Below are 20,059 nucleotides of genomic sequence, written 5' to 3'. Positions count from 1 at the left end.
CAGACTAGATCGTAACCAGTCCGCGCACACCTTCGGCTTCCATATTTTCACCGCGACCCTGTTGCACGATCTCGCCCCGGGACATCACCAGGTACTGATCGGCCAGTTCGGCGGCGAAGTCGTAAAACTGTTCCACCAGCAAAATCGCCATGTCGCCGCGAGCCGCAAGCTTCTTGATCACCGCGCCGATTTCCTTGATCACCGACGGCTGGATGCCTTCGGTGGGTTCGTCGAGGATCAGCAGGCGCGGACGGCTGGCCAAGGCTCGGCCAATCGCCAATTGCTGTTGTTGACCACCGGACAAATCACCGCCACGCCGCTGTTTCATTTGCAGCAGCACCGGGAACAGCTCGTAGATGAATGCCGGGACTTCTTTCGCCTCGCTGCCGGGGAAACGCGACAGGCCCATCAGCAGGTTTTCTTCCACGGTCAGCCGCCCGAAAATCTCCCGGCCCTGGGGCACGTAGGCGATCCCCGCATGCACCCGTTGATGCGGCTTGAACGTGGTGATCGGCTTGCCTTCCCAGTTCACCGCGCCTTCCTTGGATGGCAGCAAACCCATCAGGCATTTGAGCAGGGTGGTCTTGCCCACGCCGTTGCGCCCGAGCAGGCACGTGACTTCGCCGACCTTCACGTCAAACGTCAGGCCGCGCAGGATGTGGCTACCGCCGTAGTACTGGTGCAGTTTGTCGACTTGCAGCATGTTCAAAGTTCTCCTCGATTCCCTGTGGGAGCGGGCTTGCTCGCGAATGCGGTGTATCTGTCGCAAAGAGGTTGGATGTGCCGCCGTCTTCGCGAGCAAGCCCGCTCCCACAGGGGGGATGTATTTGCAGGTCTAGCGCCCGAGGTAAACCTCGATCACGCGCTCATTGTCCTGCACCTGCTCCAGCGACCCTTCCGCCAGCACGCTGCCCTGGTGCAACACGGTGACGTGGTCGGCAATCGAGCCGACGAAGCCCATGTCGTGTTCCACGACCATCAGCGAATGCTTGCCGGCCAGGCGCTTGAACAGCTCGGCGGTGAATTCGGTTTCAGCGTCGGTCATGCCCGCCACTGGCTCGTCGAGCAGCAACAGTTGCGGGTCTTGCATGAGCAACATGCCGATCTCCAGGAACTGCTTCTGCCCGTGGGACAACAACCCCGCCGGGCGATTGACCGACGTGGTCAGGCGAATGGTTTCCAGCACTTCGCTGATGCGATCTTTCTGTTCGCCGGTTAGGCGCGCCCGCAAACTCGCCCACACCGACTTGTCGGTTTTCTGCGCCAGTTCCAGGTTTTCGAACACGCTCAAGGCTTCGAACACCGTCGGTTTCTGGAACTTGCGACCGATGCCAGCCTGGGCGATTTGCACTTCGCTCATCTGCGTCAAATCCAGGGTTTCACCGAACCAGGCCTTGCCGTGACTCGGCCGGGTCTTGCCGGTGATCACGTCCATCAACGTGGTCTTGCCCGCGCCGTTGGGGCCGATGATGCAGCGCAATTCGCCGACGCCGATGTACAGGTTCAGATTGTTCAACGCCTTGAAACCATCGAAGCTGACGCTGATGTCTTCCAGGGTCAGGATCGTGCCGTGGCGCGTGTCCAGGCCGGGGCCGACACGTTGGCCGAAGCCGATGCTGTCGCGGCTGGTGCCGGCGTCCTTGTTCGGTTCCACCGGGAAAAACGCGGGTTCGAGCATAAATTCCGCCGTCGCTGTGACTCTCATTGTTCACCCCTTTTCTTCAGCAGACCGATCACGCCTTTGGGCAGATACAAGGTCACGACAATGAACAGGGCCCCGAGGAAGAACAGCCAGTATTCCGGGAACGCCACGGTGAACCAGCTCTTCATGCCGTTGACCACACCGGCGCCGAGCAACGGCCCGATCAGCGTGCCGCGACCACCCAGCGCCACCCAAACCGCCGCTTCAATGGAGTTGGTCGGCGACATTTCGCTCGGGTTGATGATCCCGACTTGCGGCACGTAAAGCGCGCCGGCCAGGCCGCACAACACCGCGCTCAACACCCACACAAACAGCTTGAAACCGCGCGGGTCGTAGCCGCAAAACATCAGGCGGTTTTCGGCATCGCGCAGTGCGGTCAACACGCGACCGAACTTGCTTTGCGCCAGGCGCCAGCCGATAAACAGGCTCGCCACCAGCAACACCACCGTGGCGAAAAACAACACCGCGCGGGTCACCGGTTCGGTAATGCCAAACCCGAGAATCGTGCGGAAATTGGTGAAGCCGTTGTTGCCGCCAAACCCGGTTTCGTTGCGGAAAAACAGCAGCATCCCGGCGAAGGTCAGGGCCTGGGTCATGATCGAGAAATACACGCCTTTGATCCGCGAACGGAAGGCGAAGAAGCCGAACACCAACGCCAACAATCCCGGTGCCAAAACCACCAGACACATGGCCCAGAGGAAGCTGCTGGTGCCGGTCCAGTACCACGGCAATTCGGTCCACGACAGGAAGGTCATGAACGCCGGCAACGCATCGCCCGAGGCCTGGCGCATCAGGTACATGCCCATCGCGTAGCCGCCGAGGGCGAAGAACAGGCCATGGCCCAGGGACAGCAAACCGGCGTATCCCCAGACTAGATCCAACGCGAGGGCGACGATGGCGTAGCACAGAATCTTGCCCACCAGCGTCAGCGTGTAGGCCGAAACGTGAAAGACACTGACCGGCGATAGCAGCGACAGCAGCGGCAACGCCAGCAGTAGAACAAGGATCACCGCGCCAACGACGACCGTGACTTTGGGGCCGGCCTTTTGCGTGGCCGTGACTATCAGAGGCTGGTTCATCAGTCGATCACCCGTCCTTTCAGTGCGAAGAGGCCTTGCGGACGTTTCTGAATGAACAGAATGATCAGCGCGAGGATCAGGATCTTGCCGAGTACGGCACCGATTTGCGGTTCGAGAATCTTGTTGGCGATACCGAGGCCGAACGCGGCCAGCACGCTACCGGCCAATTGGCCGACACCGCCGAGCACCACCACCAGGAACGAGTCGATGATGTAGCTCTGGCCGAGGTCCGGACCGACGTTGCCGATCTGGCTCAGCGCCACGCCGCCGAGGCCGGCGATGCCCGAGCCGAGGCCGAAGGCGAGCATGTCCACGCGCCCGGTCGGTACGCCGCAGCAGGCGGCCATGTTGCGGTTCTGGGTGACGGCGCGCACGTTTAAACCGAGCCGCGTTTTGTTCAGCAGCAGCCAGGTCAGCACCACCACAAACAATGCGAAGGCGATGATCACGATGCGGTTGTAGGGCAGCACGAGATTCGGCAGCACTTGAATCCCGCCCGACAACCACGCCGGGTTGGCCACTTCTACGTTCTGCGCGCCGAACAGCAGACGCACCAGCTGAATCAGCATCAAGCTAATGCCCCAGGTTGCGAGCAAGGTTTCCAGCGGGCGGCCGTAGAGGTGACGAATCACCGTGCGCTCCAGCGCCATGCCGATGGCGGCGGTGACGAAAAATGCCACCGGCAATGCGATCAGCGGGTAGAACTCGATGGCTTGCGGGGCGAAGCGCTGGAACATCAATTGCACCACGTAGGTCGAGTAGGCGCCGAGCATCAGCATCTCACCGTGGGCCATGTTGATCACGCCGAGCAATCCGAACGTAATCGCCAGGCCCAATGCCGCGAGCAGCAGAATCGAACCGAGGGACATGCCGCTGAATGCCTGCCCGAGCAACTCGCCGATCAGCAGTTTGCGTTTGACTTGAGCGAGGCTGGTTTCGGCGGCTGTGCGCACACTGGCATCGGCTTCGACGCCGGGTTCGAGCAAGCCTTCGAGACGCGTGCGGGCCAGCGGATCGCCGGTTTCACCGAGCAAACGCACGGCGGCGAGGCGCACGGCGGGGTCGGTGTCCACCAGTTGCAGGTTGGCCAGCGCGAGGCTCAGGGCGGCGTGAACGCTTTCATCTTTTTCGCCAGCCAGTTGCTGGTCGAGGAATTTCAGCTGCGCCGGTTTGGCACTTTTCTGCAATTGCTGCGCGGCGGCCAGACGGATTTTGGCGTCGGCGGCGAGCAATTGGTGGCTGGCCAATGCGGTGTCGATCAGACCCCGCAGGCGATTATTCAGGCGCAGGGTTTTCGGTTGGCCGTCGACGGTCAACTCGCCTTGTTGCAGGGCATTGATCAGTTCGACACGGGCCGGATCGGGCTGCGCGGCCCAGGTTTCCAGGAGTTTGGCTTGCTGCACGGGATTGGCCGCGACGAAGTCTTCGGCGTCGCCGGCCTGGGTGGCCATCGGCAATAAAAGCGCGATAGCGAGGATGAGGCGGTAAAGGGCGGTGGGCATTAGTGGTGTCCTGTTCAGCGGCGGCCGATGAGACTGTGTTCGGCTTTGAATCGACCCCTCACCCTAACCCTCTCCCCAAAGGGGCGAGGGGACTGACCGAGGTGATTGGCAGACATGCTGCGACTTGCAAAATCGAGCCGAACTCAGGCCTTGAAAAGCATGAAGATCGGCTCCCTTTCCCCCTCTCCCCTTTGGGGAGAGGGCTGGGGTGAGGGGTGGATTTCAAGTCTTCCCCAAAACCCGGATCCGCCTCAGTTGCTCTTCACCGCATAATCCGGCTTCTTGTCGTTGCCATCGATAAACGGGCTCCACGGCTGGGCGCGGATCGGGCCTTCGGTCTGCCACACGACGTTGAACTGCCCGTCCGCCTGAATCTCGCCGATCATCACCGGTTTGTGCAGGTGGTGGTTGGTCGGGTCCATCGTCAGGGTGTAACCGGACGGCGCGGCAAAGGTCTGGCCGGCCAACGCTTCGCGGACCTTGTCGACGTCGGTGGACTTGGCTTTTTCCGCCGCTTGCGCCCACATGTGGATGCCGACATAGGTGGCTTCCATCGGGTCGTTGGTCACCGCTTTATCGGCGCCCGGCAGGTTGTGTTTCTTGGCGTAGGCTTTCCAGTCGGCGACGAATTTCTTGTTCTGCGGATTCTCCACAGACTCGAAGTAGTTCCACGCCGCGAGGTTGCCCACCAACGGTTTGGTGTCGATGCCGCGCAGTTCTTCTTCGCCCACCGAGAACGCCACGACCGGAACGTCGGTGGCTTTCAGGCCCTGGTTGGCCAGTTCTTTATAGAACGGCACGTTGGAGTCGCCGTTGACCGTGGAGATGACCGCCGTCTTGCCGCCGGCCGAGAATTTCTTGATGTTGGCGACGATGGTTTGGTAGTCGCTGTGACCGAACGGGGTGTAGACCTCTTCGATGTCCTTGTCTGCCACCCCTTTGGAGTGCAGGAACGAGCGCAGGATTTTGTTGGTGGTGCGCGGGTAGACGTAGTCGGTGCCCAGCAGGAAGTAACGCTTGGCGCTGCCACCTTCTTCGCTCATCAGGTATTCCACCGCCGGGATCGCCTGTTGGTTCGGCGCGGCGCCGGTGTAGAACACGTTCGGCGACATCTCTTCGCCTTCGTATTGCACCGGGTAGAACAGCAGGCCGTTGAGTTCTTCGAACACCGGCAACACCGATTTACGCGACACCGACGTCCAGCAACCGAACACCACGGCCACTTTGTCCTGGGTCAGCAACTGCCGGCCCTTTTCCGCGAACAGCGGCCAGTTCGACGCGGGGTCCACCACTACCGGTTCCAGCATCTTGCCGTTCACACCACCCTTGGCGTTGATTTCGTCGATGGTCATCAACGCCATGTCTTTGAGGGAGGTTTCGGAGATCGCCATGGTCCCGGACAACGAATGCAGGATACCGACCTTGATGGTCTCGGCGGCCTGGACAGTCCAGGTCATGCCCATCGCGGCAATGGATGCCGTGAGTGTGAAAGCCTTGATCAAGCTGCGACGCTTCATTGTGCGATCTCCGTGAACATTAGTATTTTTTTTGATTGGCAGAGGCGGACTACTGAAGGCTGTTTTGCAAGGGCTGTGCCTGGTCGGGTTTTGGCAAGGAAATGTCGTGTTAGAGCGGTCGCGCGGGGAGGGCGGCGCACCAGGAAGGAACGCTGAGGATGCACTGGTGCGCAGGGTTGCGCCAGATTGGGGCGAACATGTGACAGACAACGCTGATCAAAATGTGGGAGCGGGCTTGCTCGCGAATACGGTGTATCAGGCAACATCAAGGGTGACTGACACACCGCATTCGCGAGCAAGCCCGCTCCCACAGGGTTCGATGGTGTTCTTGTGGGATTAGCGGCGGCGCATGAGGCCGATGAAGAACAGGCCGCCGATGGCAGCGGTGGCGACGCCGATCGGCAAGTCTTCCGGGGCGATGAGGGTGCGGGCGGCGACGTCGACCCAGACGAGGAAAACGCTGCCGAGCAAAACGCAGACGGGCAGTAATCTGCGATGTTCAGCACCGACCAACCGCCGCGCAATGTGCGGCACCATCAACCCGACAAACCCGATGGAGCCGCTGATCGACACCAGCACCCCGGTCATCAGCGAAGCAATCAAAAACACCCGCAACCGCACCGTACGAGCATTCAAGCCCAGCGTCACCGCCGTCTGCTCACCCGCCATCAACGCATTCAACGGCCGGGCCATGCCGAGCAACAACACCAGCCCGAGCAACACGCTCGCTGCCGGCACCGCGAGCAATTCCCAGCGCGCCAACCCGAGGCCGCCGAGCATCCAGAACATCACCGCCGAACTCGCGCGGTGATCGCCCATGAACAGCAGCAAATTGGCAATCGCCATCATCACGAACGACACCGCCACGCCGCACAACAGCAGCCGATCACTGTCCAGACGCCCGTTGCGATTGGCGATCATCAGCACGATCAGCATGCTCGCCAACGCACCGATAAACGCCGCAATCGGCAAGGTCAGCAACCCGACGATTTCACCGACATGCAGCACCACAATCACCGCGCCCAACGTGGCGCCGGATGTGACCCCCAGTAGGTGCGGATCCGCCAACGGATTGCGCGTCACCGCTTGCAACACCGCGCCGATCAACGCCAACCCGGCACCCACCAATGCGCCAAGCAACATGCGCGGTACGCGGATCAGCCAAACAATATGTTCCTGCCCAGCCGCCCAATCCGGCACACCGATACCAAACATCTTGTGCAGCAAGATCCGCCACACCACCTCCACCGGCACCCGCGCCGGGCCGAAGCCCAGGGACACCACGCACGACACCAGCAACAGGGCGCCGAGGGCGATCAGCAGCAAGGCATAGCGACGCTCGATCATTCGCCGTGGAACCCTTTGGCCAGGGTTTCAACCGCGAGCACGTTGTCGATCCCCGGCGTGGCCTGCACGTAGGGGATGACGATAAAGCGCTGGTTCTTGATCGCGTCCACCGATTGCAGGGCTTTGTTGTCGAGCAGGAATTGCTCCTTCTGCTCGGCGGTGACTTCGCCGTAGTCGACGATCACGATCACCTGCGGATTGCGCTCGACCACGTTCTCCCAATTGACCCGGGTCCAACTGGCCTCGACGTCATCCAGAATATTGCGCCCGCCAGCGGCATCGATCAGTGCTTGCGGCATGCCGAGACGCCCGGACGTCATGGCCCGGTCTTCGCCGCTGTCGTAGAGAAAGACGCGGGGTTTGTCGGCGGGAAGATCCTTGCGCACCTCTTCAGCTTGCACCTGCATGTCAGCGATCAAAGTGTTGGCGCGGTCCTGCACGTCGAAGATTTTGCCGAGGTTGCGCAGGTCGTTGTAAGTGTCCTCCAGCGTGGCCGCCGGACGCTTCATCACGAACGCGCAGGACTCGGTCAGTTCGTAGACGTTGATGCCCAGCGGTTGCAGGGTTTGCGGCGTCAGGTCACCGCCGACGCGCATGCCGTAATCCCAACCGGCGAAGAAGAAATCGACGTTGGCGTTGAGCAGGGTTTCCACCGACGGGTACTTGGCCGCCAGTTCCGGCAAACCATCGAGCAACGATTGCATGTCCGGGGTGACGGATTTCCAACCGCTGACGCCGCTGTACCCGGCCATGCTCGGCTTGAGGCCGAGGGCGAGCATCATCTGGGTCATGTTGATGTCGTGGCTGACCGCGTGTTTCGGTGCTTGCTTGAACGTCACTTCGCGGTTGCAGCTCTGGACGGTCAAAGGATATTTCGTCGCCTCGGCAAAGGCGTGGGCACTGCCCAGCAACAGGGCGACGCACAGCAGGGAACGCACAGTCATGGTTGGGTTATCCAGGTGATTCGGGGGTAGCCGTGGAGGGGGTGGCCATCGATCAGCGCTTCGACGCCGAATACATCGCGCAGCAGCGGGGCGGTCAGGACTTCTTTCGGTGTGCCGCTGGCGACGATGCGGCCGTGGTTGATCACGTACAGACGATCGCAGAACGCGGCGGCCAGGTTGAGGTCGTGGATGCTCGCCAAGGTGCCGATGTTCAGGCGTTTGACCAGTTGCAAAAGCTCAAGCTGATAGCGCGGGTCGAGGTGGTTGGTCGGCTCGTCGAGAATCAGCAATTGCGGTTGCTGGGCCAGGGCGCGGGCGAGGATTACTCGCTGCTTTTCACCGCCGGAGAGGGTGGCGAAGGCATGGTCTTCGAAGCCTTCGAGGCCGACGGATTTCAGGGCTTGGGTCGCGAGATTTTGGTCTTCAATCGTGTCGCCGTCGAACAGGCCTTTGTGCGGCGTGCGGCCCATGGCGACCACTTCCTCGACCGTCAGGCCGAAGGCGTCGGGAAATTCTTGCAGGACCACCGCGATGCGTTGCGCGCACCAGCGTGAGGATTGCTTCCAGACGTTGTGGTGCTCGAGCTGGACCTCGCCGGCCTCGGGTTTGCTGAAACGATAGGCGCAGCGCAACAGGCTGGTCTTGCCGCTGCCATTGGGGCCGATCAACCCGACAAACTCACCGGCGGCCACGTGCAGCGAGGCGTCACGCAGTTTGAACTGGTGATGGCAATGGCCGTGGCCCAGGGGTGTCCAGGCGAGGTTTGTGAGGTTGAGCGAGGTCATGCAGGTTCTCTAGAGGTTTTCGGTGCTGCTGATGACGCTTTCGCGAGCAGGCTCGCTCCCACATTTGACCGCGTTCCATGTGGGAGCGAGCCTGCTCGCGAAGGGGGCGCCACGGTTTAAAACTGATAATCGGCGGTGACGAAGAACGACCGCGGTTCACCCAAAATCCATTGCTGCCCCTCATTGTATTGGCTTTGCGCATACTGCCGGTCAAACAGATTGTTTACTTGCAACCCCAGCGTCGTATTGCGCAGCGCTTTCCAGGACAACGTGGCATCGACCACGGTGTAGCTCGGCAACTCATTCTGATTAGCCATGTCTGCGAAACGCGCATCGACATAGCGCACGCCAGCCCCGGCCTTCAGGTCTTCGTTGATTGCTTTGCTCAGCCACAGGTTGGCGGTGCGGCGCGGAACATCGGTCGGCCGATTGCCGTTGTACGAAACGGTTTCTCCGTTCGCTACGGCCGAAAAATCGTCGTACTTGGCCTTGACGATGGCGGTGTTGGCTTGCAGTTGCCAGGCGTGGGGCAGTTGCAGGTCGAGGCTGGCTTCGATCCCATTCGACGACTGCTGGCCGACCTGTTGCTTGAGCGTCGGGTTGCCCGGATCGTCGGTCAGCAGTTTCTTTTTGACGATGCGATACGCCGCCAGGGTGAACTCGCCGCGCTGATCCCAGAACAGTTGCTTCACGCCGATTTCGGTTTGTTTCGCAGTGGCGAGGTCGTATTGCTGCTGGTTCGGGCTCAGGGAAATCAAGCCGCCGACGCCGTCCGTGCTGGTGGCGTACTGGCCGTAGAACGAAGTGTCCGGTGTCAGCGCAAACACCAACCCGGCCTTCCAGTTGTTGCCGGTCAGGGTCTTGTCGCTTTGGCTGCCGTCCACCAGATTGTCGCGATCCACGTGCACGTAATCGCGACGCACACCGGTCACCAACGACCAGCGCTCGCTCAGTTGCGTGCGGTTTTCCGCGAACACAGACATTTGTTTGGTCGTGGACTGGAACTGACTGCGATACGGGTCGGCACTTTCAAAGCGCCCCGGTTGCGGGTGATACAGGTCCAGCGGTTGCCCGTTCGGCAGTACGTCGTTGAACGGCGAGTTGCTGTCGAGCTGGAAGCGGATGCGGTTGTAATCGACGCCGGTCACGGTCTGGCTGTCGAGGCCGAACAGAGTGTGCTTGAAGGTGAAGGTCTGGCGATCACCGATCTGTTCCTGGGTGTGGTCGATGCCGAAATAACCGCTGCGGCTGAGTTGCTGGGTGTCGCGGTTGAAGTTGTAGTTCTCGGCGTTCTGCCAGCGGCGCTGGGCCTTGAGGTAATACAGCTCGTTGCTCGAACTGACGTTGTCGGAGATCTGCCAGTCGCTGGTCAGGCGCGTCCACTGGTCGTTGTAGTGCTGCTTGTCGTTGCTGACGTTGTAGTTCTTATCCCGCAGGCTGTCCTTGAAGTGGCCATTGATCAGCGGTGTGCCGAAATAATTCATCGGCTTTTGATCGCCGTAATCGTGAGCCAGGGTGAACGCCAGATCATCGGTCGCCTGCCAGCGCAGGGCAGCGCTGATGAAGTCGCTGGCGGAATCGCCGCGATCCACCCAGCCATTGCTGCGCAGGCGATTGAGGTTCAAGCGATAGCTCAGCGTGTCGGTCAGCGAACCGCCGCTGTCGAAGGCTTGCTGCTGACTGTCGTAGGAACCGTAGCCGACGCGCAGGTGGTTTTCGATCTCGCCGTCGAAGGGCTTTTTCGGGATCACGTTGACCACCGCACCGGTCGCGCCCTCGCCGTACAACACCGACGCCGGGCCGCGCAGCACATCGACGCGCTCCGCCGACCAGGTGTCCACCGGGAACGTCGCCGTGCCCATGCCGGTGTACATGCGATTGCCGTCAAACAACTGCATCACCGAACCCTGCCCGGTAAACCCCCGCGCCGACAACGACGTGCCGCCATCGCCGGGCGAGCCAGTGCGGCTGATTCCGGTGCTGCGCGATACCGCGTCCTGCACGCCGCGATCACCACGGGCGCGAATCTGTTCCCCAGTCAGGCTTTCGACACTGGCCGGGGTTTCCATCGCTGTGAGGTTCAGGCGCGAACCGGCGGTGGTCGGCGTATTCAGGCTGACGATTTCATCGTCAACGGCGGTTGCGGTGATGGTGCCGGTGGGCAAGGTCAGCGCTTGCGCCTGGGCATTGTTGTTCAAGGCGAGCAGGCAAAGGCTGGACAAGAGGTACTTGTTCATCGGGGCGGTGAATCACTTCTGCAAAGAAAACCCGCAACATTCCTGTTGCGGGCAGGGCGGCTCATTCGCGTTATACAGTAACACTAAAAATGACCGGGAGATAAGCGCGCGAAGTCTACAGATCCCTCTAATGCGCGCATCTCGCCTGATTCATGATGAAGGTGAGGCGGATTCAGCTTGTCGGTTGAAACGCGACAGCAGCAGCCGATCCAGCACCCACATGACAATCAGCGAAGCCCCCACCAACGGAAAAATCACCGCCAGCGCGAGCATGATTGCCACCCCGGTTTTCCATTTCGGCAGGTCATGGCGCAGCGGCGGAACGCCGAACTTGCCCTGCGGACGACGCTTCCACCAGATCACCACGCCACTCACGGCACTGAGCAAAATCATCAGGCAAATCAGCAGCACCACAATCTGATTGAACGCTCCAAACATCTTGCCTTCATGCAGCATCACGCCGATTTCCGTGGCGCGGGCGACGCTGCCGTATTGCTCGAAACGCACATCGGCGAGGACATCGCCCGTGTACTGATCGACGTGCAGAGTCGCGTCGTTGCGCGGGTCATCGGCGAACACCGCGATGGTGAACACGCCGGTGGCAGTGGTCGGCAAGGTGATGCTGTAGCCCGGTTCGACCTTGCGTTGCGTGGCGATGTTTTGCACGTCTTGCAGGCTGATGGTCGGCGCGGCGGGACCGGCCGGTGCGGCGCCGTGGGCCATGTGTTCGGCGTGGTCGCCGGACATCGGCATCGGCGTGTTTTCCATCGCCCAAGGCACGGTCTGGCGCGTGGCAGTGTTGAGGCTGCGGGCCTCGACGTCGGACTTCGGCACGTTGTCCCACATCGCTGCCGGGAAGGTGTTCCAGACCTCGGCGTATTGTTTGCCCCAGAACCCGGTCCAAGTCATGCCGCTGAGTAGCATCACCAGCAGAAATGCCGCGCCCCAGAACCCGGTGACCGCGTGCAAATCACGCCACAGCACACGACCACGACTGTTCAAGCGCGGCCATAGCACGCCGGCAAACTGACCCCGCGGCCACCACAGGAACACGCCGGACACCACCAGCACCACGCCCCAGCCAGCTGCGAGTTCCACCAGCCGATCACCGACGGTGCCGATCATCAACTCGCCATGGATCGCCCGGGCAAGGGCTTGCAGGTTTTTCTTGGCGTCTTGCTCGCCGAGGATGTCGCCGTGGTACGGGTCGATGAAGACGTTGAGCTCGTGACCGGCATTGATCACGACAAACTGCGCGCTGCGTTCGGCGTTGAGCGGTGGCAGGTACTGTTTGATCTGGCCCTGTGGATACGCCGCTTTCACCCGCTTGAGCAGGTCATCGGCGGACACCGCGTGATGCCCGGCCGGAACGTTCATCAGGCTGCCGTACATCAACGGATCGAGTTGTGGTTTGAACAGGTAAATCAGGCCGGTCAGGGCCAACATCACCATGAATGGCGCGACGAATAACCCGGCATAGAAATGCCAGCGCCAGGCCAGGTTGTAGAAATTCGGTTTGGGCTGTTTCATCGGTTGTGCTCCGCTTTGGCATGGATCTGTTTTAGTTGTTGATGTGCGGTTCCTTCGCAACCTATCGCGAGCAGCTCACTCCTCCAGGTATTGCGCTGTCCCTGTGGGAGCGAGCCTGCTCGCGAAGCTTTTAAAAACTCATATCCACCTTGGTCCAGAGCGTGCGCCCCGGTTCGTTGATGGCTTGTGGATCATTGGCCGGGTAGCCGAAACCGGCGTTCCCCGCCAGGTTCAAGTGCTCGGCGTAAGCTTTGCCGAACAAATTGTCGACGCCCGTGCTGACCTTCCAGTTCTTGTTGATGCGGTACGCGCCGTTCAGCGAGAACACGCCGAAACCCGAACTCTTGTCGAAGTCCTTGCCGACCACGTTGCCCTTGTTCTGGTCGATGCGGTTTTGCGCCGCGACCACGCGCCACAACGCCCCGGCGCTCCAGTTGTCTTCGCTGTAGGTCAGGCCGAAACGCGCATCCAGCGGCGGCATCTGCGGCAGTGCCTTGCCGTCGCTGCTGTTCTTGCCCCAGGCGTAGGCCAGGGTCGCGTCGGCTTTCCAGTTGGAGGTCAATTTGTAAGCAGCACCGAGTTCACCGCCCATGATTCGTGCGTCGATGTTCTGCGCTTGCGAAGTGGTGCCCATCATTCCAGGCGTGTAGTTGAACAGGATGTAATCGCGCACCTGGCCGACGTAACCCGAGGCCCAGGCTTCGAGGTCTTCGGTCTTGTATTGCAGGCCGAAGTCGAGCTGAGTGGTTTTTTCAGGCTTGATCGAATCGAAGGCATTCACCGAACCGGCGGGCCCTGCATCGGGTGAAAACAACTCCCAGTAATCCGGGAAACGCTGGGCATGACCGAGGCCGGCGTAGAGCGTGGTCGCGCTGTCGGCCAGGTCGTGCTCGTAGCGCACGAAGCCGCTGGGTAAGGTGTCCGCGCGGGTGTTGTCGGCGGTCGGGTTCGGCATACTCATCATGCCGACGTCGACGGTCTGCCGATAATCCTTGGCCGAGGCGCGGTCCACCCGCGCACCGGTGATCACCCGATCACGGTCGGCGGCGTACCAGGTCAATTCGCTGAACACGCCGTAGTTATGGAAGTCGGCGTCCTTGGTGTACGGCAGGTCTTTATAAGTGTCGATGCCCATGCTGCTGCGCTGGCGGTGTTCGTTGGTCTGCGCGTCGAGGCCACTGATCAACTGCACATCGGCCCAGCGCCACGTGGCCTTGATCCGCGCGCCGAGTGTGCGGCGGTCGACGTTGGAGGCCATCGGCCCCGCCATCATCCCGGTGCCGGACGGCGTGCGCAGGGTGTAGTTGTCCATCACGTGGTCGGCGTAGTTGTAGTAGACCTGCGCCTCGACCTTATCCAGCACGTCGCCGATGTTGGACTTCTCGAAGCGCAACCCGAGGCTTTCGCGCTTGAACTGCGAACCGTCCATGCCACGCCCCGCGTAACGTGCTTCACCATCGCCCTTGCCGGCGGTCAGTTCCAGCAACGTGTCGGCGTCCGGGGTCCAGCCGACCGCGACATCGCCGTTCCACTTGTCGTAGCGCGACGCCACGGTGTCGTTGTTGCCGTCCTTGTAGTCGTCGGAATGCGCGGTGTTGCCGATCACCCGCACATAGCCCAAAGTCCCGCCCGCAGCGGCGTCCACCACTTTGTCGAAGCGACCGTTGGAACCGGCCAGGACGCTGGCGTTGACCCGGGTGCCGAGTTCGCCGAAGTGCTCCGGTTCGCGATCGAACAGGATCGTGCCGGCGGACGCGCCCGGTCCCCAGAGTACGGTTTGCGGGCCTTTGATCACGGTGAGTTTGTCGTAGGTTTCCGGGGAAATGTACGAAGTCGGCGCGTCCATCCGGCCGGGGCAAGCGCCGAGCATCATGCTGCCGTTGGTGAGGATATTCAGGCGCGAACCGAACATGCCGCGCAGCACCGGATCGCCGTTGGTGCCGCCATTGCGCACCAGGGCGAAGCCGGGAATGGTCTTCAGATAATCGCCACCGTCACTGGCCGGCACCGGTTGGCGCGGGTCCTTGGGGTTGGTGAAGATGGTCAACGGCGAACTCGGGGCGATGGCGGTGATCACCGTCGGGCTCAGTTCTTCGGTGTGCCCGGCTTGTTCATCGGCCAGCACCATCGGGGACAGCAAAATTCCGCACAGGACAGCGGTGGTATGGGTACAACTCAAGCGTGTGTCAGCAGAAAACCTGGACATGACAATTTCCATCGAACAGTCGTAAACGACACGGCCGACAGCCCCCCTGTGGGAGCGGGCTTGCTCGCGAAGGCGTCGTGTCAGGCGATATGGATGCTGACTGACACTCCCTCTTCGCGAGCAAGCCCGCTCCCACAGGTTGCGAGGGCTATCTTCTAAACCGTGTGAAATCGGGGAGGGTGTTTACGAAACGATGGGCGGAGCGCGGGTTCGAGCCCCGGGGAAGAACGCTTGCCGGGCATGGCCCAAGCGCGGGGAGGGGGTGGTGAAGGTGCTGGTGGGCGGTGTATCGAAGGCGACGAAAGTCTGCCCGCCGGTGAGCGCCGGGCAGTTGAACAGCAAGCTGCAATAGCCGCATTTTTCCCAGAGCGCGTGGTGTTCTGCTTGCGGTGGGCAGTGTTCTTTGGCCTGTTCGCCATGCCCGTCCATGCTCATGTCCATCGACATGCTCATGCTCATGGACATCGAGGCGCGTTGATCCATCGGCATCGACTGAGAAATCAGCGGACCGATAAAGATCATCAGCATGGCGAACAGGCTGATCCAGCTGCCGCGGGTCAGTCTCTGGGACGGACGGCGGGGCCTGGATGACCTGGCGCTAAGCGGGCGCATGGCGGTTGCGGCTCAGGTAATTACTGGGCGTGGGCGTGCATCTGCATGTCTTCCGGCGGCTTTTTCTGCACCGAGACTTCAACTGTCACGTCGCCGGATTTTTCGAAATGCATCGTCAGCGGGAAACGCTTGCCGTCGCTCAACAGGCTGCGGTCCTTCAGGTTCAGCAGCATCACGTGATAAGCCATCGGCGCAAATGTGACGTTGCCGCCGGCCGGAATGTCGACGCTCGCCACCTGCTGCATTTTCATCAGGTCGTTCTGCATGACGTGCTCATGCAACTGGGCGAGTTCCGAAATCGGCGAGTCGACACTCAGCAACCGGTCAGCGGTTTTACCGTTATTTTGAATCACGAAGTAAGCCGCCACGGTGGGCGCGTTGGGTGGCAACTCTTGCGACCACGGATGGGCGATTTCCAGCTCCCCGGCCTTGTATTCGTGGGCATTGGCAAAGCAGGCAGGCAGCAGCAACGCGGCCAGGACGATGAGTTTGTTCAACATGGCAGTTCTCCAGAACGATTCAAAACGCAGGTCAATTGCGAGAAGGAATCACACCAGAGGGGAAGCGCGGGGGTTGAGGCTCGGCCATTGCTGGCGCGGCGTGGGTGTATCGAGAGACGCGGCGGGCAGGCTGTGATTGGCCTCGAACCGCGCGAAATACAGCTGCGGCACATGCCCCGGCAACGCCACCAGGGGCGCGGAACCCGAGCAACACCAGCAATGCTGCATGTTGGAATGATCGTCGTTCTGCGGGGCTTTCTGCTCAATTTTGCCCAGGGAAATCGCCACCATCTTCGTGCCGCTGGACGTGCAGAAAGAGCCCCACAACAACTGTTCGGCAGGTGACTTCGCCGACTGCGCCATCGCACCGGTCATCGGCATGGCGAGCATATTGAACAGCACTGCAAAGCAGGCGATCCAGGCAAATGCGAGCCGTTGTCGGGACATGGGACAGATCCGGTTGGGTGGGCGATCAGGCGCGGCTATTTAGCCTGATCAGGGCCGATAAGTAAAAAAGCGGCGTGCGGTGTGGTGTCGCAGTGCCTCAATCAATAGAAGCAACAACCTGCGAGCAGTTTCCGGCTCACCGTTATGAAAGAGTGTAGCGACTTCAATTTGGAGTGCCTGGGCAAATTGCGGGTCACTTTGGATTCTTGCCTGGATGGTTTGTGTGACGTCCTTGACCGCTGCACGATTGAGGCTCCCATCGCCTGGGTCTTCGTCTTCACAGGCCTTGATGTAATTGCATAGATCGGCAGGTGTCTGGAGAAATTCGGTGATATCGAAACGAGTGAATTTTTCTGACATTTAGCTCTCTGGGAAGGTTGCTCTGGGTGCTCAGGAACATAGAACAGGGCCTGAAATACTACCAGTCAGTCGATTAGGACGATTTTGTGTATAAGGTCCGATAGAGAGGTAGGGCGTTTCGCATCCCTGTAGCAGCTGCCGAAGGCTGCGTTCGGCTGCGCAGCAGTCGCCAATCCTGTCGCTGAGGTTTACCTGAACACCGCGTTGCCAGAATTACGACTGCTGCGCAGCCGAACGCAGGCTTCGCCAGCTGCTACAGATATGGGGGGGACTCGACTCTGAGGGCAGTCAGTACCGCCGCCACCGACCCAAACTCCCGCCCAACCTTTGCCAACACCGGCCGCTTCAACACCAACACCGGCACCCCGCGCTCCCGCGCCACTTCCAGTTTCGGTTCAGTCGCGGTGCTGCCGCTGTTTTTGCTGATCAGTACGTCGATCTGCCGACGTTCGAACAGCTCACGTTCATCCTCGATCACGAACGGCCCGCGTGCGCCGATGACTTCGCAGCGTTGGTTGCCGGGGTAAACATCGAGGGCGCGCAGGGTCCAGAATTGCTCGGGCGGGATTTCGTGCAGGTGTTGCAGTGGCTCGCGGCCGAGGGTGAACAGCGGTCGGTGGAACGGTTTCAGGGCTTCGATCAGTTCCGCCCAATCGCTGACTTCGCGCCAGTCATCCTCAGGCTGTGGTTGCCAGGCCGGGCGTCGCAGGGCCCAGCACGGGATGCCGCACAACTGCGCGGCAGTAGCGGCGTTCTGGCTGATTTGCGCGGCATAGGGGTGGGTCGCGTCGAGCAACAGTTCAATGCCTTCATCGCGAATGAACTGCGCCAGGCCTTCCGCGCCGCCATAACCGCCGACACGCACCTGACAGGTCAAATCCGTCGGCACGCGACCGACGCCGGCCAGGCTGTAAATGTGTTCCGGCCCCAGCGTCCGGGCGATGGCCAGGGCTTCGGTCACACCACCGAGCAGCAACACGCGCTTCATTGAAAAGCTCCCGCATGACCAACAATCCCGCCCTGGCGATCAATCGCAAACACTTCGACCTGAACCTGCGCCGGCACTACGCTGCGGGCGAACTCCAGCGCATGCCGACACACTTCATCCCCCAACGCGATGCCGGCCGCACTGGCCATGGCCAGCGCCTGCTGACTGGTATTGGCCTCGCGAATCGATTGCTGCAACGCCACATCAGCGCCGATCGCTGCTGCCCATTCCGCCAGTTGCGGCAGGTCGATACTCGAATGCCGACTGTGCAGATCCATGTGCCCGGCCGCCAGTTTGCTGATTTTGCCGAAGCCGCCGCACAGGCTGAGTTTATCCACAGGCACTCGGCGCAAATGCTTGAGCACCGCGCCGACGAAATCGCCCATTTCGATCAGGGCGATTTCCGGCAGGTCGTAGACCCGGCGCATGGTGTCTTCACTGGCGTTGCCGGTGCAGGCGGCGATGTGCAGGTAGCCGTTGGTTTTGGCGACGTCGATGCCTTGGTGGATCGAGGCGATGTACGCCGCGCAGGAAAACGGCCGGACGATGCCGCTGGTGCCGAGGATCGACAAGCCGCCGAGAATCCCCAGGCGCGGGTTCATGGTTTTCAGCGCCAGGGCTTCGCCACCCTCGACGTTGACCGTGACTTCGAAACCGCCGCTGTAGCGCAGCTCTTCGGCGAGCAAGGTCAGGTGATCGCTGATCATCTTGCGCGGTACTGGATTGATCGCCGGTTCGCCGACGCCCAGCACCAGACCCGGCCGGGTGACGGTGCCAACGCCTCGGCCAGCAACAAATCGAACCCCCGGCTCGGCGCCCAGGCGCACGCGGGAATAAAGTAACGCACCGTGGGTCACGTCCGGGTCGTCACCGGCGTCCTTGATCGTCCCGGCCTCAGCGCCATCGTCGAGCAAACGGCAAAACTCCAAGCGCATCTGCACCCGTTTACCTTTGGGCAGGACGATTTCCACTGCGTCCGCCGAGATGCCGCTAAGCAACAGGCGTGCAGCGGCGAGGCTGGTGGCCGTGGCGCAGCTGCCGGTGGTCAGGCCGCTGCGCAATGGCGCAGGTTGTTCAGCGGTTTCGTCACGCATCGAACGGTTTCGTCACATCGAGCAAGGTAATCGGCAGCGCCTGGCGCCAGGTATCGAACTCGCCCAACGGTTGCGCCTGGGCAATGTGGATGCGGGTCAACTCACCGCCGTGTTGTTCGCGCCAGGCCATCAGGGTCATTTCGCTTTGCAGGGTCACGGCGTTGGCGATCAAGCGGCCACCGGGTTTCAGCGCAGCCCAGCAAGCATCGAGTACGCCGACGCGGGTGACGCCGCCGCCGATAAAAATTGCGTCTGGACGTTCGAGACCGGCCAAGGCGTGCGGCGCGCTGCCACGAATCAGTTGCAGTCCCGGAACGCCCAGGGCATCGCGGTTGTGTTCGATCAACAACTGCCGACCGTCATCCGCCTCGATGGCCAGCGCCCGGCAGCTCGGGTGCGCGCGCATCCATTCGATGCCGATCGAACCGCTGCCCGCGCCGACATCCCACAACAGTTCGCCGGGTGTCGGCGCGAGGCGGGCGAGGGTGATGGCGCGTACGTCGCGTTTGGTCAGTTGGCCGTCGTGCTGGAAGGCGGAATCGGGCAAACCGGCCAATCGAGACAGGCGCGGTGTGTGCGGTTCGGCGACGCATTCGATGGCGACCAGATTCAAGTCAGCGATTTCGACCGGGTTCCAATCACTGGCAACGCCTTCGATTCGCCGTTCTGCTTCGCCGCCCAAGTGTTCCAGGACGGTCAGCCGGCTCGGCCCAAAACCCCGCTCACACAGCAACGCTGCGATGGCCGCCGGACTCTGCCCGTCATTGCTCAAGACCAACAAGCGCACGCCGCTGAACAGGTGCGCATTAAGTGCAGCCACGGGGCGAGCCACCACGGAAAGCGTCACCACGTCCTGCAACGGCCAGCCCATGCGCGCCGCCGCGAGGGAACAGGAGGAAGGGGCGGGCAAGACCAGCATCTGCTCCGCAGGCACTTGCCGCGCGAGGCTGGCGCCGACGCCAAAGAACATCGGATCGCCGCTGGCCAGCACACACACCGGCTCGCCATGGCGCTCAAGCACCGGGGCCAGGGAAAACGGGCTTGGCCACAACTGCCGCTCGCCACGAATACACACCGGCAGCAAATCCAGTTGGCGCTGGCCGCCAATGATCCGCGAAGCGCCCAGCAGCGCCCGTCGGGCGTTTTTGCCCAGGCCCTTGAAGCCGTCTTCACCGATACCTACTACTGTCAGCCAGGGTGACATCTACC

General features: G+C 61.4%; 18 protein-coding genes. All 18 read right to left on the bottom strand.

Annotation, left to right across the window (positions count from 1 at the left end; genetic code table 11):
• Positions 1-4: 4 nt before the first annotated feature.
• The 18 genes from urtE to cbiE all read right to left on the bottom strand — a co-directional run bounded on the left by urtE (position 5) and on the right by cbiE (position 20,054).
• Complete coding sequence (gene urtE, locus ACIQY3_RS15140) at positions 5-703, bottom strand: urea ABC transporter ATP-binding subunit UrtE (RefSeq protein WP_123435938.1); 699 nt, start codon at positions 701-703, stop codon at positions 5-7.
• Between the two features lie 132 nt (positions 704-835).
• Positions 836-1,705, bottom strand: coding sequence for an urea ABC transporter ATP-binding protein UrtD (urtD, locus tag ACIQY3_RS15135; protein ID WP_403020704.1), 870 nt, complete (start codon positions 1,703-1,705; stop codon positions 836-838).
• Positions 1,702-2,781, bottom strand: a complete 1,080-nt coding sequence (urtC, locus tag ACIQY3_RS15130) for an urea ABC transporter permease subunit UrtC (RefSeq protein WP_403020702.1) — start codon at positions 2,779-2,781, stop codon at positions 1,702-1,704. The genes urtD and urtC overlap by 4 nt, the downstream gene beginning before the upstream one ends.
• Positions 2,781-4,283, bottom strand: a complete 1,503-nt coding sequence (gene urtB, locus ACIQY3_RS15125) for an urea ABC transporter permease subunit UrtB (RefSeq protein WP_403020700.1) — start codon at positions 4,281-4,283, stop codon at positions 2,781-2,783. Before urtB ends, urtC begins: the two co-directional genes overlap by 1 nt.
• 251 nt (positions 4,284-4,534) lie before the next feature.
• Positions 4,535-5,800 carry an urea ABC transporter substrate-binding protein gene (gene urtA / locus ACIQY3_RS15120; RefSeq protein WP_403020698.1) on the bottom strand — a complete coding sequence of 422 codons (1,266 nt, stop codon included), beginning with the start codon at positions 5,798-5,800 and terminating at the stop codon, positions 4,535-4,537.
• A 336-nt stretch (positions 5,801-6,136) separates the two neighbouring features.
• Positions 6,137-7,147 (bottom strand): FecCD family ABC transporter permease, encoded by a 1,011-nt coding sequence (locus ACIQY3_RS15115; protein WP_403020695.1) that lies wholly within the window; start codon positions 7,145-7,147, stop codon positions 6,137-6,139.
• Positions 7,144-8,091, bottom strand: coding sequence for an ABC transporter substrate-binding protein (locus ACIQY3_RS15110; RefSeq protein WP_403020693.1), 948 nt, complete (start codon positions 8,089-8,091; stop codon positions 7,144-7,146). Before ACIQY3_RS15110 ends, ACIQY3_RS15115 begins: the two co-directional genes overlap by 4 nt.
• Positions 8,088-8,876 carry an ABC transporter ATP-binding protein gene (locus ACIQY3_RS15105; RefSeq protein WP_403020691.1) on the bottom strand — a complete coding sequence of 263 codons (789 nt, stop codon included), beginning with the start codon at positions 8,874-8,876 and terminating at the stop codon, positions 8,088-8,090. Before ACIQY3_RS15105 ends, ACIQY3_RS15110 begins: the two co-directional genes overlap by 4 nt.
• Positions 8,877-8,992: 116 nt before the next feature.
• Positions 8,993-11,113: a TonB-dependent receptor gene (locus ACIQY3_RS15100; protein WP_403020689.1), complete on the bottom strand. Its 2,121-nt coding sequence runs from the start codon at positions 11,111-11,113 to the stop codon at positions 8,993-8,995.
• A gap of 150 nt (positions 11,114-11,263) precedes the next feature.
• Entirely contained in the window at positions 11,264-12,643 is a 1,380-nt protein-coding gene (locus ACIQY3_RS15095) for a PepSY-associated TM helix domain-containing protein (protein WP_403020687.1), read from the bottom strand.
• A gap of 130 nt (positions 12,644-12,773) precedes the next feature.
• Positions 12,774-14,849 (bottom strand): TonB-dependent copper receptor, encoded by a 2,076-nt coding sequence (locus tag ACIQY3_RS15090; protein ID WP_403020684.1) that lies wholly within the window; start codon positions 14,847-14,849, stop codon positions 12,774-12,776.
• A 183-nt stretch (positions 14,850-15,032) separates the two neighbouring features.
• On the bottom strand, positions 15,033-15,461 hold the full coding sequence (locus ACIQY3_RS15085; RefSeq protein WP_403020682.1) for a DUF2946 domain-containing protein: 429 nt from the start codon (positions 15,459-15,461) through the stop codon (positions 15,033-15,035).
• A 20-nt stretch (positions 15,462-15,481) separates the two neighbouring features.
• Entirely contained in the window at positions 15,482-15,961 is a 480-nt protein-coding gene (locus ACIQY3_RS15080) for a copper chaperone PCu(A)C (RefSeq protein ID WP_403020680.1), read from the bottom strand.
• Positions 15,962-16,009: 48 nt separating this feature from the next.
• On the bottom strand, positions 16,010-16,408 hold the full coding sequence (locus tag ACIQY3_RS15075; protein WP_123599699.1) for a DUF2946 domain-containing protein: 399 nt from the start codon (positions 16,406-16,408) through the stop codon (positions 16,010-16,012).
• Between the two features lie 48 nt (positions 16,409-16,456).
• The gene (locus tag ACIQY3_RS15070; protein ID WP_403020677.1) at positions 16,457-16,768 is read right to left on the bottom strand and encodes a hypothetical protein; all 312 of its coding nucleotides are present in this window, start codon (positions 16,766-16,768) and stop codon (positions 16,457-16,459) included.
• A 253-nt stretch (positions 16,769-17,021) separates the two neighbouring features.
• The gene (locus ACIQY3_RS15065) at positions 17,022-17,756 is read right to left on the bottom strand and encodes a cobalt-precorrin-6A reductase (protein ID WP_403020675.1); all 735 of its coding nucleotides are present in this window, start codon (positions 17,754-17,756) and stop codon (positions 17,022-17,024) included.
• Positions 17,753-18,850, bottom strand: coding sequence for a cobalt-precorrin-5B (C(1))-methyltransferase (locus tag ACIQY3_RS15060; RefSeq protein WP_403020672.1), 1,098 nt, complete (start codon positions 18,848-18,850; stop codon positions 17,753-17,755). Before ACIQY3_RS15060 ends, ACIQY3_RS15065 begins: the two co-directional genes overlap by 4 nt.
• Positions 18,843-20,054 (bottom strand): precorrin-6y C5,15-methyltransferase (decarboxylating) subunit CbiE, encoded by a 1,212-nt coding sequence (gene cbiE, locus ACIQY3_RS15055; protein ID WP_403020670.1) that lies wholly within the window; start codon positions 20,052-20,054, stop codon positions 18,843-18,845. Before cbiE ends, ACIQY3_RS15060 begins: the two co-directional genes overlap by 8 nt.
• Positions 20,055-20,059 lie beyond the last annotated feature (5 nt).

It is taken from the genome of Pseudomonas sp. NPDC096950 (assembly GCF_044762525.1).
In the GTDB taxonomy this organism is placed as follows: domain Bacteria; phylum Pseudomonadota; class Gammaproteobacteria; order Pseudomonadales; family Pseudomonadaceae; genus Aquipseudomonas.
This window is presented reverse-complemented; position numbering and strand designations above follow the sequence as displayed.